The organism is Nocardia sp. NPDC046473, from assembly GCF_040645995.1.
Lineage (GTDB): Bacteria > Actinomycetota > Actinomycetes > Mycobacteriales > Mycobacteriaceae > Nocardia.
Genome location: NZ_JBEYZJ010000009.1, coordinates 285,199 through 299,300 on the forward strand (window position 1 = coordinate 285,199; position 14,102 = coordinate 299,300).

Annotated in this window: 12 protein-coding genes; 10 read left to right on the top strand and 2 right to left on the bottom strand. The window is 66.8% G+C overall.

Annotated elements, in window-relative coordinates; genetic code table 11:
- Positions 1–67 precede the first annotated feature (67 nt).
- Positions 68–1,195 (top strand): lipase family protein, encoded by a 1,128-nt coding sequence (locus ABZ942_RS31775; protein WP_357388475.1) that lies wholly within the window; start codon positions 68–70, stop codon positions 1,193–1,195.
- A gap of 98 nt (positions 1,196–1,293) precedes the next feature.
- Here the strand turns inward: ABZ942_RS31775 and ABZ942_RS31780 are convergent, their stop codons facing one another.
- On the bottom strand, positions 1,294–1,536 hold the full coding sequence (locus ABZ942_RS31780) for a hypothetical protein (protein ID WP_357388477.1): 243 nt from the start codon (positions 1,534–1,536) through the stop codon (positions 1,294–1,296).
- A 347-nt stretch (positions 1,537–1,883) separates the two neighbouring features.
- On the opposite strand from ABZ942_RS31780, the gene ABZ942_RS31785 reads away from it, so the two are divergent.
- The 6 genes from ABZ942_RS31785 (at position 1,884) to ABZ942_RS31810 (ending at position 8,472) form a co-directional block, all read left to right on the top strand.
- Positions 1,884–3,059 (top strand): lipase family protein, encoded by a 1,176-nt coding sequence (locus tag ABZ942_RS31785; protein WP_357389014.1) that lies wholly within the window; start codon positions 1,884–1,886, stop codon positions 3,057–3,059.
- A 225-nt stretch (positions 3,060–3,284) separates the two neighbouring features.
- Positions 3,285–4,718: a lipase family protein gene (locus tag ABZ942_RS31790; RefSeq protein ID WP_357388479.1), complete on the top strand. Its 1,434-nt coding sequence runs from the start codon at positions 3,285–3,287 to the stop codon at positions 4,716–4,718.
- 201 nt (positions 4,719–4,919) lie between these two features.
- Positions 4,920–5,987, top strand: coding sequence for a fused (3R)-hydroxyacyl-ACP dehydratase subunits HadA/HadB (locus ABZ942_RS31795; protein WP_357388481.1), 1,068 nt, complete (start codon positions 4,920–4,922; stop codon positions 5,985–5,987).
- A 139-nt stretch (positions 5,988–6,126) separates the two neighbouring features.
- Positions 6,127–7,074, top strand: a complete 948-nt coding sequence (locus ABZ942_RS31800) for a helix-turn-helix transcriptional regulator (protein ID WP_357388483.1) — start codon at positions 6,127–6,129, stop codon at positions 7,072–7,074.
- A 172-nt stretch (positions 7,075–7,246) separates the two neighbouring features.
- The gene (locus ABZ942_RS31805; RefSeq protein ID WP_357388485.1) at positions 7,247–7,891 is read left to right on the top strand and encodes a TetR family transcriptional regulator; all 645 of its coding nucleotides are present in this window, start codon (positions 7,247–7,249) and stop codon (positions 7,889–7,891) included.
- Positions 7,888–8,472, top strand: a complete 585-nt coding sequence (locus ABZ942_RS31810; RefSeq protein ID WP_357388487.1) for a hypothetical protein — start codon at positions 7,888–7,890, stop codon at positions 8,470–8,472. The genes ABZ942_RS31805 and ABZ942_RS31810 overlap by 4 nt, the downstream gene beginning before the upstream one ends.
- 205 nt (positions 8,473–8,677) lie before the next feature.
- Here ABZ942_RS31810 and ABZ942_RS31815 read toward each other — a convergent pair whose 3' ends face one another.
- On the bottom strand, positions 8,678–10,225 hold the full coding sequence (locus ABZ942_RS31815) for an acyl-CoA carboxylase subunit beta (RefSeq protein WP_357388489.1): 1,548 nt from the start codon (positions 10,223–10,225) through the stop codon (positions 8,678–8,680).
- A 634-nt stretch (positions 10,226–10,859) separates the two neighbouring features.
- Between ABZ942_RS31815 and ABZ942_RS31820 the strand changes: the two genes are divergently transcribed.
- The 3 genes from ABZ942_RS31820 (at position 10,860) to ABZ942_RS31830 (ending at position 14,061) form a co-directional block, all read left to right on the top strand.
- Positions 10,860–11,816, top strand: a complete 957-nt coding sequence (locus ABZ942_RS31820) for a transcriptional regulator (RefSeq protein WP_357388491.1) — start codon at positions 10,860–10,862, stop codon at positions 11,814–11,816.
- 263 nt (positions 11,817–12,079) lie between these two features.
- Positions 12,080–13,030 carry an acyl-ACP desaturase gene (locus tag ABZ942_RS31825; RefSeq protein WP_357388493.1) on the top strand — a complete coding sequence of 317 codons (951 nt, stop codon included), beginning with the start codon at positions 12,080–12,082 and terminating at the stop codon, positions 13,028–13,030.
- A 29-nt stretch (positions 13,031–13,059) separates the two neighbouring features.
- Entirely contained in the window at positions 13,060–14,061 is a 1,002-nt protein-coding gene (locus tag ABZ942_RS31830) for an alpha/beta hydrolase family protein (RefSeq protein ID WP_357388495.1), read from the top strand.
- The last annotated feature ends 41 nt before the right edge of the window (positions 14,062–14,102 follow it).

Below are 14,102 nucleotides of genomic sequence, written 5' to 3' on the forward strand. Positions count from 1 at the left end.
CCCGCCCCGCGTAGGCCAGTGATTGTGGTGGCTTGCCCCGGCGTGGCCGGGTGGGGATAGTCGGTCGATGATGTGTACACGGATCATGGCGGGGGCGGCCGGGGTCGTGATCTCGGTGGGTGTCGCGCTCGCGTCACCGGCGGTGGCGAGCGCGAGTGAGGCACCGGGGACGGTGACGAATCAGGCGGAACTGACGGGGCGTTTCCGGGTGGACGGCGCGGCGACCGCACAGCGGCTGACCTATTGGTCGCGTGGACCACGCGGGCCGATGCAGAGCACCGGCGCTGTCTACGTGCCGCCGGGTCCGCCGCCGGCGGGTGGCTGGCCGATCGTCGCCTATGCGCACGGCACCACCGGCATCGCCGATCAGTGCGCGTTCACCACCGAACCCCGCGTGTACTACCTGGATTCGCTGTACCCGGAGTTGCTGCGGGCCGGCTACGCGGTGGTGATCTCGGACTACGTCGGGCTCGGCACGCCGGGCACGCATCCTTATCTGGACGGACCTTCGGAGGCGCGCAGCGTGATCGACGGTGTCCGGGCGGCACGGGCGGTGGCGCCGGAACTGGGCACCCGATGGGCGGTGCTCGGTCAGTCGCAGGGCGCGCAAGCGGCGTTGTTCACCGCGCACCTCGGGCCCGCCGACGCACCGGAACTCCAGCTGCGCGGTGCGGCCGCCACCGGCCCGCCGTCGAACCTGGATCTGCTGCTCCCGCTGGGCGGACCGTGGATTCCGCGGCTGCCGCTGGAGAAGACCCCCGCCTACGTCGCCATGCTGCTGGCCGGATTGCGGGCCAGCGCACCGGAACTCGAGGTGGACAGCTACCTGACGCCGACCGGCCAGGCGGCGCTGCAGGTAGTAGAGACGGAGTGCATCACCGAGGCCAACGCCCGGCTGGCCGCGGTGCCGATCGGCGAGATGCTGGCCAAGCCGCTGAACGATCCGGCGCTGACGTCGGCCGCCGCCGAGATGATGCGAATACCGACCGCCGGGTACACGATTCCACTCTTCGTCGGTCAGGGCCTGACCGACATGGAGGTCCCGCCGCCGTTGACCGCGAAACTGCTTGCCGAGCTGAGCGCGTCGGGCACCGATCTCGAAACCCATCTCTACCCAGGCGATCACCTCGGTGCCGCGCGGGCGGCGCTGCCCGACGCCGTGGCCTTCCTGCGTCGCGTCCTGGATCCGGTGTAGCAGGCTGGAATTGCACTCGATGCCGACTGGCATGCGGTGCTGACGCGCAGAATGTGCTGAAACGCGGCGATTTTCGCCGCATATCCGACGAAATCCGCTCAGTGCCAGAGCGATCGGCAGGGCAATCGGCGCAATCCCGGACGCAGCATGCCGTCCACCGTGACGGTGAGTCCGGCGTGCACGGCGGCGGAGGTGAATTCCCAAGCCTCCGTGCTGCTTGCCGCGTACTCCAGGATCATCGCGTCGTCGGGAGTCGGGCCGTCGAAGTAGACGGTCACGCGTCGCGTCGGTACCTCGTCGATATCTTCGCGGTAGGCGAGTTTGCGCGCAGTGCCGTCCATGCCACCGTCTCCTTCCGAGCCGGGCGCGGCAGCCGCGCCGGTAGTTGTGAAGGTAGAGCCGCGCCACGGACCGCAACATGTTCCGTCTCGTTGGCTGGACATGTCACAGGACGTGGTCGCGGCGGTGGGGCCGTGTCACGAGCGAATGCGGATATCCGTCACAGACTGGTCGCTCCAAACTTGTGAGATCTCAACATGATCGCTTCGCTCCCTGCCTTTCGATGCCGAAGTTGTCGAGGATGAGTCACAACGTTGGACCATTCGAGAGGCACCTATCGATGAGTCAGGCCCTACGTTCGATGGGCAGGGGAGCGACCCGCACACGATTGGCTCGCGCGTTCGGCGCGATGGCGGCCGGGCTGGTGCTCGTCGCCACGATGGCCGGACCGGGCCACGCCGCCCCCTTGTACCCAGCACCGGACCCCGATCCCTTCTATGCGACACCGGCGGATATCGCGGACAAAAAGCCGGGCGATGTCCTCGCGACCCGCGTGATGCCGCCGCTGATGATCTTCCCGGACACCACGGTCACCGTCGTCCGGTTCCGTTCCACCAGCTCCGAGAACCAGCCGATCGCGGCGACCACCACCGTGCTCACCCCGAAAGTGCACGCCAAGGACGGTCCGCTGCTGTCCTTTCAACACATCATCAACGGCCTCGGCGCCGAATGCTCGGTCTCCAAGGTCCTCTACACCGGTGACCCGAACCTGATCGTCCGGGAGGCGCCGGGCTGGAATGTGCTGTTGCAGCGCGGCTGGACCGTCGCACTGCCCGATCATCTCGGACCGAACTTCGCCTACGGCGCCGCGAAGCTCGGCGGCCAGATCACTCTCGACGGCATCCGCGCGGTCAAGCAGGTGGCCGAGTTGCAGGTGCAGCAGAGCAAGGTGGCGATGGTCGGCTACTCCGGCGGCGGCATGGCCACCGCGTGGGCCGCGGCGCTGCAACCGACGTACGCGCCCGAGTTGGATATCGCGGGCGCGGCGATGGGCGGCGTGCCGATGAACCTGGTGAAGATGCTGGAGTCGCTCGGTCTCGGCTCGCACCCGGTGTTCGGGCTGGCGCTGGCCGCGGGGCTGGGCCTGGAACGCGAGTATCCCGACCGCTTCCCGCTCAGCGATCAGCTGAACGACCGTGGTCTCGCGGCTCGGGCGCAGATGGCCAACAGCTGCACCAACGACATTCTCTCGGCGGGCGCGGGGCATGGCGCGCTGGACTTCGCGAAGACGACGTCGATGATCAACGACAGCACCGCCCGCGGCGTGGTGGAGGAGAACAGCCTCGAACTCTACGATGGGGTCCCGAAAACGCCGGTCTTCGAATGGCATTCGCCGATCGACGGATTGATCCCGGTGGACGCCGTGGTGAACACCGACAAGCGCTGGTGCACCGCCGGTGCGAAGGTGCAGACCGAACAGATCCCGGTGCCCGATCATCTCACCGCAGCGGTGCTCGGCATCCCGGACGCGTTGAATTGGCTCGACGCCCGATTCCGAGGAGACCTGGCACCCAGCAACTGCTGAACATGTGATGACTACCGAGCCGAGGCCGCTTCGAGAGAAGCGGCATTCGGCTCGGTTGTTGCGGTTCGGCCACGTGTCACACACAACTCGGTCGTTTCAGCGCGGAGTTGCGCGCTGCGCGGGTTAGCCTGACTGTCTGGTACAACAGGGGGCATTTTCGGGGGCGAAAGCCGCATCTTCCTGGGTGCCAGGTGAACCCGACGTCCGCACCCAAAGGCGTGTGCCATGAGATGCTTGCCTGCCATTGCCGTGGCATTGCTGATCGTCTGCCCGATGGTGACGGGGCAGGCGGTCGCCGAGCCGCTGCCCACGCCACCCGCGCTGCCGGAACTGCCCGCGCTGCCGCAATTTCCGGGTCTTTTCCCGCCGCCGCCGGACGGCGGCTCGCTGCTGCCCGGTGTGCAGAATCTGATCGATCGGGTGATTCCACCTCCGCCGATCACGTCCGCCCAGACGGAGCCGTCGCCGGTGTGGGAGGCGACGAGCATGACGCCGCCGCTGGTCGCGCTGCGCGATGCCGCCCTGCCCGGCAACATCGGTGATCCGATATTCGATGCTTGGCCGGCGAACCTGGCGGACTATGCCGAGGGGCAGGTCATAGAGTCACGTGACATTACGGCGACCACCGCACCACTCATGCTGCTGCCGATCCAACGCGCGCAGCTGCTGAAATATCGGACCACCGACGCGCACGGCGCACCGTCCTATGCCACTGCGACACTGGTGGTTCCGGCCGCGGCCTGGCCTGGGCCGGGGGAACGGCCGGTCGTGGTCAACAACCTGCCGATCGACGCGCTCGGCCGCACCTGCACTCCCAGTTACACGCTGTCGCACGGCTTCAACGCGGACACCAGCGTCACCGACTTCATCCCGCCCACCACCTACGTCGCGGCGTTGCGCGGCTACGCGGTGCTCATTCCCGATCACGAGGGCCCGTGGATGGCCTATGCGGAGCCATATGTCGCGGGCCACGCGGTGCTCGACTCGATCCGCGCGGTGCGCGGCCTGCTGCCGGACGAGTTCGGCGCCAGCAAATTCGGCATGGCCGGATATTCGGGTGGCGCCATCGCCACGCACGGCGCGGTGAAACTGATCGACAGTTACGCACCGGAATTGGCGGGCGTCATCGTCGGCGCGGCGCTGGGTGGCGTGCCCGCGGACTACGAGATCCTGTCGCGCAGCATGAACGGCAACCTGGCCTCGGCGGTGTTCATGGCGGCGGTCTTCGGCATCGGTCGCGAACGCCCGGAAATCCTGGCCCGGATGAACAATCTGGCGCAGTGGGTGGTCACCTCGCCGGCGAAGGACCTGTGCGGCAGCACCTACGGGCTGATCGGGGTGCTGATGCTGCCGATCGATATCGCCGCGAACATCCCCGATCCGCTGCACTCCGCGGTCGCGGACGAGATATTCCGGGTAACCAAAATGGCGGACATGAAATCTGGTACGCCGCTCTATATCTACAACGGCGAGCAGGAATTCTGGATCCCGGCCGAAGGTGCCCACAATCTTTACCTCGAACAATGCCGTCTCGGGGTGCCCGCGGTCTATCGCAGTGTGCTCGGCGAGCACCTGATCGCGGGCGGGCTCGGCTATCCGGAGGCAATGCTGTGGCTGGATCAACGGCTGCAGGGTGTGCCCGCACCCAATGAGTGCTGACGGTCGGTGTGTCGTCAAGGCCGCTAGATGATCGGTGTTAGCGTTCGCCGCGTTTGTCGCGATCTAAGACGGACGAACCCTTCCCCCGATGTCGGTTGGGCCAAGTCCGGACCTGCCCGCCCCGGCGGTGCGACTCTGCCGCGTTTCGGTATTGTGGGCCGGTCCGGGCGAGCTTGACGCCAGGATTCGCGAAAGAGGCAGATGAACGACATCACGACCACCGCGTCCGAACAGGCAATGGCCTTGGTGGGACGGCACTATCGGATGACCGAGCACTACGAGGTAGGGCGCGAGAAGATCCGGGAATTCGCCCGCGCTGTGCACGAGCAGCATCCGGCACACTGGCACGAGGATGCCGCGGCGGAACTGGGCTACGACGCCCTGCTGGCGCCGCTGACCTTCACCTCGATCGTGCTGATGTTGATGCAGCGCAACATGTTCGAGTCCGTGCTCAGCGCCTACGACATCGGTCAGGTGTTGCAGTCCGAACAGTCGATCCAGGTGCATCGCCCGGTGCTGTCCGGCGACCGGTTGCAGTGCGTCTCCTACATCGAGTCGTTCCGGCAGTTCGGCGACAAAGACTTCATGGTGACCAAGAACGTGCTCACCAACCAGCACAAGGAACTGCTGCAAATCGCGACCTCCACCGCGGTCGCGCAGACCGGCGTGGAAATCGCCACCGACCTGCGGACCGCGGTCGACGGCGTGATCATGAGCGGGCAGTCGACGGCCGACCGCAACGACGCGGCGGCACACCGGGCTGCGCCCGGGGGAGAGGCGGGCGTGGTCGAATGCTTCGACGAACCCGCGCAGGCCGACCCGCTCGACCACCGGCGGACGCCGCGCACCGTGCCGAGTTTCGACGAGCTCGCCGTCGGGATGGAACTGCCCGTGCGTTCGATGCCGCTGTCCCGCGGCGATCTGGTGAATTACGCAGGCGTGTCCGGTGATTCGAATCCGATCCACTTCAGTGATGTGGTCGCGCGCAGCGCGGGCCTGCCCGACGTGGTCTCGCACGGGCTGCTCACCATGGGCCTCGGCGCGGGCTACCTGACCTCGTGGCTGGGTGATCCCGCCGCCGTCGCCAACTACGGCGTGCGGTTCGCCGGTTTCGCGCCGGTCGCGGCGACCAAGGCGAGCGAGATCGAGTTCCGCGGCAAGATCAAGTCGCTGGACCCCGAGCGGCGGATGGCTACCGTCGCGCTCACCGCGATCTGCGACGGCCGCAAGCTGTTCGGCCGCGCGACGGCGGACGTCGCGCTGCGCTGAGTGGGCCTGTTGCGGCGTGCCGAGACAGTGCTTCCGCCGAGAATTCGCATTCTGGGCGGGCTCTGTACCGGCGGTTTGTTTCCGGCACAGGGTCTTTCGTCAGTAGAAACCGACAAGGTTCGCATGGCAAACTTTAGGAATGCGTTCCTCGGAGGCTCGACAGTCGGCTGAATCCCCGCGCGTACACGGGGTGAGTCCGGCGGGCGGTCCCACCGTGTTGCGGATGATGCTCGGCAGCAGGCTGCGCAAACTTCGCGAGAACTGCGGGATGAGCCGCGAGGACGCGGGCGAGGCGATTCGCGGTTCGCACTCGAAGATCAGCAGGCTCGAGCTCGGCCGAACCGGTTTCCGGGTGCGCGACCTGGTCGATCTGCTCGACCTCTACGGGGTCACCGATCCAACCGAGCGCGAGGAATATCTGGAACTGGCGCGGCAGGGCAACGAGTCGGGCTGGTGGCACCGCGACAACGACTGGCTGCCCAAGTGGTACGACACCTATCTCGGCCTGGAACAGGCGGCCACGCTGGTCCGCGCCTACGAACCGCGGGCGGTGCCGGAGCTGCTGCAGACGCCGGAGTATGCCCGCGCGCTGTTGTCGCTGGCGCATACGGGCGAGCCACAGCCCTCGATCGAGCGGCGGGTCGCGTTGCGCATTCGCCGCCAAGCGATCCTCGACCGCCCGAATCCGCCGCAGCTGTGGGTGGTCGTCGAGGAGGCGGCGCTGTCCCGGCCGATCGGCGGCTCCGCCGTGTGGAACGAGCAGATCGATCACCTGTTGCGGGTCGTCAACAAGAAGAACGTGATCGTTCAGGTGCTCGCCGACCACGTCGGCGGGCCCGCGCTCGCCGATGGCGCGTTCACCATCCTGCGCTTCGCCGAGGCCGACCTGCCCGACATCGTCTACCTGCAGCAGCTCACCAGCGCGCTGTATCTGGACAAGCAGGCCGATCTGGACGCGTATCGCGCTGTGGCGAACCAGCTTTCGGTGCATGCCGCGCCGCCGGAATACACCGTCTCGTTGTTGAAGGCGCTGCGCCGGCGTCAGCCGCCGATCCTCGATCAGCCGTCGAGCATCCGCAGGGCCTGACCCTGCCGCCATGATTCGGCCCGGCTGAATCGGGCATGTCGATATCGGAGACCAATGCTCGTATTGCGCTGAGTGAGGACCCAGCCCGCCTTGCTCCAAGTGACCCGACACGGGCCGAACACTGGGCGCGAAGTATTGTCCCAATGGGACAATAAGGTGGTAAACTGACAATATGAGCGACGATGGTGTCGATCTCGATGGCCGTCGGCTGCGCACCAGGCGCAGTCGGGAAGCGTTGTCGCGTGCGGCCTTCGACCTGCTCACCGAGCGCGGGTTCGGCGCGGTGGCCGTCGAGGACATCGCGGTGCGGGCCGGAGTCACCCGGCGCACCTTCAGTCGTCATTTCACGTCCATCGCGGAGGCCGTCCTCGGCGATGTCGACCAGGACGTCCACCTGTTCAACGAAGCGCTGTGCCGCCGCCCGCCGCACGAATCGCCGCTGCTCGCGTACCGCAACGCCATCCACGACTGGTTCGAGGTCGAATACGGCGGCGAACGCGCCACGCTGCTGGCCCGGCGGTGGACGCTGTTCCAGCGTTTCGAGGACGAACCCGAGCTTTTCGCCGGATATCAGCGCATCCGGATCGAAGGTCAGCGAGAATCGGTGCGTATCATTGCCGCCCGGCTCGACGTGGACCCGGAGCTGGATCTGCGCCCGGCCACCGCGGTGGCCGCCGGTGCGGGCCTGCTCATCTCCGCGTTGCAAACCTGGGCCGCCGGCGACGATCCGAGCGCCCTACCCGACCTCATCGAGGATTATTTCGCCACACTCGTCGCACTCACCACCGAGTTCCGGACCGAGGAGTCACCGTCATGACCACAGGGTCGGTGAATATGTATCGCAGGACGTGCCGCCGCGTCGGGCTGGATCGAAACCCGATGCGCCGCAGAGAAGATCGCGTGCAGACCATGGTTGCCGCCGCGCTGGCGCTGGTGTTCCTGATAATCGTGCCGGTACTGGTGCTGGTGGTCGGCGTTCGCGTCTACCACACGGAAACCGCTGTGGTGCAAGCGAAGACAGCACAATTGCATCAGGTCGACGCGACGGTGATCGAAACCGGGAAGGCGCCGCTGTACGCGCCGATCATGCCGACCAAGGTGCAGTGGAAGGATGCCGACGGCATCGCGCACACCGAGGACTATCAATCCACCACCGTTGTGCAACCCGGTCAGGCCGTGACCATCTGGCTCAACGGCGCCGACAAGATCGTCGAGCCGCCGTCGGGGACCCAGGCGCTCAGCAAGGCGGTGCTGCTCACCTCCGGCGCCCTGTTCGGCGTGCTGCTCGCGGTGGTGGCCTGCTACTTCCTGCTGCGCAGCAGCCTCGACCGCAAGCGTCTGCGGATGTGGGAAATGGAATGGGCCACTGCGGATCTGCGCTGGGGCAGCCACAGCTGATCGGAAGAGCTCCGTGCCCGCCGAGCGAGGGTAGGGTTCAGGCTCGGCGGGCACGTCGCGGGCCCGGGTCGCGGCGAACGACGGCCGGGCACGTGCTCGACGTTAAGCCATCCGTCCCGAAGCCGTTGGGCAAGAACATGATCACCGGACACACCACGATCGGGGCCCCGGTTGCGTTGTGACCCAGCACAACCGGGTCGAGCGATTACACCGGCAGGAGGCTGTGCTTGCGTGGATTCGGCTTGGCGGTGTCCTTCTCGCGCAGCAACCGCAGCGCCTTGCGGATCTCCAGCCGCGTCTGGGCCGGTTCGATGACCGCGTCGATGTAGCCGCGTTCGGCGGCGATCCACGGCGTCGCCATGGTGGCGTTGTAGAAATCGATCATCTGCTGCCGCACCGCGGCGCGCTGGTCGACCGGGGCGGCCTCGAGCTGCTTGCGGCCGACGATGCCGACCATGCTCTCGGCGCCCATCACCGCGATCCGTGCGGTCGGCCAGGCCAGGCTGATGTCGGCGCCGAGCTGCTTGCAGCCCATCACCGCGTAGCCGCCGCCGTAGGCCTTGCGGGTCACGATGGTCACCATCGGCACGGTCGCCTCGATTACGGCGCGGAAGAAACGCCCGCCGCGCTTGATGACGCCGTTGCGCTCTTCCTCGATACCCGGCAGCACACCGGGGGTATCGACCACGAAGATGAGGGGCAGGCCGTAGGCGTCGCAGAGCCGGATGAAGTGCGTCGCCTTGTCCGAGGCCTGCGCGTCGAGCGCGCCGCCGAGCGCCTGCGGCTGATTCGCGACGACGCCGACGCTGCGGCCGTCGACCCTGGCGAAGCCGGTGATCAGGTTCTGCGCGGTGCCCGCGCCCATCTCGTGGAAGTCACCGTCGTCGAAGATCCGGAGCAGGATCTCGTGCATGTCGTAGCCGACCTTGTCCGAATCCGGAATGATCGAATTCAGTTCCAGGTCATGGCTGGTCAGCTCCGGCTCCAGACCGGGATTCACCACCGGCGGCTGCTCCAGGCAGCTGGACGGTAAGTAGCTCAGGTAGTTGCGCACCCAGTCGAAGGCGGCCTGCTCGTCGGGCGCGACATGGTGGACCGTGCCGTTGCGGGTCAGCGCGGCGGCGCCGCCGAGCTCTTCCGCGCTCACGTCCGCGCCGGTCACCTCTCTGGTGACCTCCGGACCGGTGACGAACATATACGAGTTGTCGGTGGCGACCAGCACGTCCATGTTGACCGGCCCGTACACCGAACCGGCCGCGCACTTGCCGAGCATCACGGCCACCTGCGGCACGTACCCGGACATGTCGCCCTGGCGGCGGCACATCAGCGCATACCAGGCCAGCGACGTCACCGCGTCTTGGATGCGGGCACCGCCGGAGTCGTTGATCGCCACCACCGGGCAGGCATTCTCGTACGCGAACTCCATGGCGGCGGCGACCTTGCGGCCGAACATTTCGCCGACCGAGCCGCCGTGCACGGTCTGGTCGTGCGCGATCACCACGACGGGCCGGTTATCGATGCGGCCGCGGCCGGTGACCACGCCGTCGCCGTACATGGCGCCGGGTTGGGCCGACTGGCGCATCAGCGCGCCGATCTCCACGAAGCTGCCGGGGTCGAGCAGCGCGCGCACGCGTTCCCGCGCGCTCGGGATGCCTTTTTTCTTTCGCTTCGCGATGCCGACTTCGCCGGCAGGTTCCGCGGCAAGCTCCAGGATCCCCCGTAGCTCTTCCAGCTTCTCTCGCGTACCACTCATGACTGCGCCTCGCTGGCGCTCGGCTCCGTCATGCGCGGTGCGCGCTGCAACATGACTCGGTCACTTCGTTCCCTCATGTGGTGTGTCATTGCCCTTCGAAAACTCTGCAGCGTCGCCGTACGTGGAGGCGCAGCGCTCGATGTTATCCGTGGTGAGAGCTACTGCACAGTCGTTCGTCACATCTCATGGAAGAGCGCACAGGTTTGGCCGTGGCGTTCGTGGTCAGTGCGACCGTCCGCGCTGCCTACGAAGGAGAGCCGTGTCTGTGCAACTTACCAGTCAGCGAGCGACGCGCCGAGGACAGCTCCCGAGGATCGCCGAGGTGCCTATTCGAGAGGGGCAGGTGGCGTTAAGGTGACGTCGACGCAGCGCCGGAATGCGCGGTCGGCGCTGCGTCACAAATAATTTGGGTGGTCGGGGGATCGCACCGAAGTGAAAATCAATCTGCGCCGTATGGGCCGTTATCGCCGAAATATTTCTCGTATGGGGTGGTTGACGTAACGAAAAGCACTCCGAGGCTTGTGATTTCGCCCAACTCATGACGTGATCACTGATGACTTACCCGATTTCGTGATCGTATCCCGATTCGATCACGATTCGCCGCTAGCCTTTGACAGTCATGACGGCAAAGCGGATGAGTTCGAGTTCCGAGAGTCTGGCGTCGAAGCTTCTCGACTACCTGGCGCCACGGGCGGGTAGCGCGCCACCCGGTGATGTCGCGACCACCACCAGGGATTGCGTTGCGGCGGCCGTCGAGTTGCTGGCACCGCGCAAGCGTTCCCGAGTAGCCGAGCCCCCGGAAATCGCCGGTGCCGCAACGCGTTGGGCGCGTGAGGGCGTGTCGCTGGAAACCGTGCTCGCCGCCTATCATGACGAAATTCGTTCCGGCCTGGAATTCGTTGCGGCACATACCGAAGGTGACGATGTGGTGGCCGGGGCGCAGCTGATCTTGCGGCTGCTGGAAATGGTGACCGTCACGTCGTCGACCGCGTACGTCGACGAACATCGCCTGGTGGCAAGGGAACACCAGACCGCGGCGCAGACGCTCGTGTCCGCGCTGCTCGGCGGCCATGCGGTCGGCGAACTGGTGAGCGAGACCGGGATCGCCGTGGCACCGGCGTATCAGGTGGTGGCGCTGAGCATTCCGGCCCATCCCGACGAGCGACGGCCGGGTGCGGGCGCGGCCGCGGCCCGGCGCAAGCTGCGCCGGGTGCAGGCCGCGCTGGCCGATCCGCTCGGCTCCCGCGCGTTGTCGCTGCTGTCCGCGGCGGGCGGCACCGTGCTCGTGCCCGCTGATGTGCGGCCCGTGCGCATCAGCGCACCCGCGATGACCGCCGACGTGCTCGCCATGCTGACCGAGGCCGCCGAGGTGCCGCTGACCGCCGTGCTGGCCACCGGGGCCACCGCGCGCATTCCGGAACTCGCCGCCCGCACCCATGACCTGCTCGACCGCATCCGCGCCGCGGGCAGGCCGCCCGGTCTCTACCGGGTGGCCGACCCGCGGGAGGCGACCGATGGTGACCCGTCTCAGCAGGTCAGGATTCCGGTCGTCACGTCGACCGATGAGCGCGAAATCGAACGCTCTGCATGAACGTCGGAATGATCGAAAAATGAGGTGAGACAAGCACAGTCGCTGATCAACGGTACGTACATTGACGCAATGTCATCGAATCGCGGGCGGTCGACGGCCGTCGCTGCACCGAGTGGCCGACCTGCGCGAGGCGACCGATTGTGATCCGGCCCAGCAGGCCGGGATCACCGTGGTCACCTCGACCAATGATCACGAAATCGAGCGCTCGGCTCGACGTTTCCGGCCTACTGTCGAATTCGCCGCGCTGAGCATAAGGAGCACGTGTGACCACTGCGCTGACCGATCGCGAAATCCTCCGTGAACTCGAACCCGTCGCCGAACGTTTGCTCAACGATCATCTGCGCAAAGCGAAGGACTGGAATCCGCACGACTATGTGCCGTGGGACGACGGTCGCAATTTCGCCGCGATGGACGGAATAGATTGGGAGCCCGGTCAATCGAAGCTGACCGAGGTGGCCAGGACCGCGATGGTGACGAACCTGCTCACCGAGGACAATCTGCCGTCCTATCACCGGGAGATCTCGGATTCGTTCTCCCTGGACGGCGTGTGGGGCACCTGGGTCGGTCGCTGGACCGCCGAGGAGAACCGGCACGCCATCGTCATGCGCGACTATATGGTGGTCACCCGCGCGGTCGATCCGGTACTGCTGGACAAGGCCAGGATGGCGCATATGACCACGGGTGTCGCGAAACCGGTGCCGGGGCCGCAGTTTCTGCGTTCGGTCGGTTATGTCACGCTGCAGGAATTGGCTACCAGAATCAGTCATCGGAACACCGGAACCGCGTGCGACGAACCCGTCGCTGAGCGTATGCTCCAACGGATCGCTGCCGACGAGAACCTGCACATGATCTTTTATCGCAACCTCAGCTCCGCCGCTCTGGACCTGATGCCGAACGAGATGCTGCGTGCCATCACCGACATCGTCACGCGCTTCCAGATGCCGGGGCTCACCCAGCCGAACTTCCGCCGCAACGCGGTCGTGCTCGCCAAACACGGCATCTACGACCTACGCCAGCACCTCGACGTGGTGGTCCGGCCGGTGCTGCGAGCGTGGCACGTGTTCGAGCGCACCGACTTGTCCGGCGACGGCGAGCGTGCCCGCGATGAGCTCAGCGCCTACCTCGACGAGTTAGCCGAGAAGGCAACCAGATTCGAGGAGCAACGGGATCGGATGGCGGCCAGGCAGGCAGAACGAGCCGCCGCAGCGCGATGAGACTCCGGAGCCCGATCACCGTGGCGGCGATGACCGTAATCGCCGCGACCGTCGCTGTGCCCGCGGTGGCGGACACACCGGGCGTGCCGAGTGGGCCGCCACCCGCCGTCGACCCGGCGATGACCAGGACCGGGCTGATCTCGATCGAGAGCGCGGGCCCGCACCGCGATCACCTGCAGATCGCCTCTGCGGCCATGCGACGGATCATCGAGGTCGACGTGCTGCGCGGCATCGGCTCGGGGCCGCGCCCCACGCTGTATCTGCTCGATGGTGTCGACGGTGAAACCACCTCGGGCTGGCTGAGCAAGGGTGGCGCGGCGGAGTTCTTCGCGGACAAACCGGTGGACGTGGTGCTGACCAGCGGAGGCACCGGCAGCATGTACAGCGACTGGGACCGCCACGACGCCACCCTCGGCCTCAACCGGTGGGAAACCTTCCTCACCGAGGAACTCCCGCCGATCGTGGAATCGCTGCTGAAGTCCAGCGGCCGCCGCGCCATCGCCGGGGTCTCGATGGGCGCGCAGGCGGCAATGATGCTGGCCCAACGACATCCGGGCCGCTATCGCGCGGTAGCAGGCATGAGCGGCTGCTATTCCACCGCGGACCCGCTCGGTCACGCCGTCACCACGATCACCGTCGCCTCGCGCGGCGGCAATGTCGAAAACCTCTGGGGCCCACCGACTTCCCCGGAATGGGCAGAGCACGACAGCCTGCTCGGCGCGGAGGCCTTGCGCGGCACCGCAATCTACCTCTCGGCCGCCACCGGCATTCCGACCGGCGCCGACCTCGTCGCCATCGCACAGTCGCCGTCGGTCGTCGAGGCGCTGCGACTGGCCGGCGGCGGCGTGGCCCTGGAAGCAGGCGCTCGCTCCTGCACCGAGCGATTCGCCGGCCGCCTGACCGAACTGAACATCCCCGCCACCATCGAATACGACGCCGCAGGCATGCACACCTGGCCCGACTTCGAGGCAGAGCTGCCAAGGGCCTGGTCGGTCCTGGCCAAGGCGCTGGAACTGCCGTCACCGAAGTGACCGTGGCCGCAACGCGGAATCACCGGCCGTTTGCCGCGTTG

Excerpts from the sequence above, each read along its gene's own strand:
- ABZ942_RS31775 (WP_357388475.1), top strand. The coding sequence starts at position 68 with ATGATGTGTACACGGATCATGGCGGGGGCGGCCGGGGTCGTGATCTCG.
- ABZ942_RS31780 (WP_357388477.1), bottom strand. The coding sequence starts at position 1,536 with ATGGACGGCACTGCGCGCAAACTCGCCTACCGCGAAGATATCGACGAG.
- ABZ942_RS31785 (WP_357389014.1), top strand. The coding sequence starts at position 1,884 with ATGGCGGCCGGGCTGGTGCTCGTCGCCACGATGGCCGGACCGGGCCAC.
- ABZ942_RS31790 (WP_357388479.1), top strand. The coding sequence starts at position 3,285 with ATGAGATGCTTGCCTGCCATTGCCGTGGCATTGCTGATCGTCTGCCCG.
- ABZ942_RS31795 (WP_357388481.1), top strand. The coding sequence starts at position 4,920 with ATGAACGACATCACGACCACCGCGTCCGAACAGGCAATGGCCTTGGTG.
- ABZ942_RS31800 (WP_357388483.1), top strand. The coding sequence starts at position 6,127 with ATGCGTTCCTCGGAGGCTCGACAGTCGGCTGAATCCCCGCGCGTACAC.
- ABZ942_RS31805 (WP_357388485.1), top strand. The coding sequence starts at position 7,247 with ATGAGCGACGATGGTGTCGATCTCGATGGCCGTCGGCTGCGCACCAGG.
- ABZ942_RS31810 (WP_357388487.1), top strand. The coding sequence starts at position 7,888 with ATGACCACAGGGTCGGTGAATATGTATCGCAGGACGTGCCGCCGCGTC.
- ABZ942_RS31815 (WP_357388489.1), bottom strand. The coding sequence starts at position 10,225 with ATGAGTGGTACGCGAGAGAAGCTGGAAGAGCTACGGGGGATCCTGGAG.
- ABZ942_RS31820 (WP_357388491.1), top strand. The coding sequence starts at position 10,860 with ATGAGTTCGAGTTCCGAGAGTCTGGCGTCGAAGCTTCTCGACTACCTG.
- ABZ942_RS31830 (WP_357388495.1), top strand. The coding sequence starts at position 13,060 with ATGACCGTAATCGCCGCGACCGTCGCTGTGCCCGCGGTGGCGGACACA.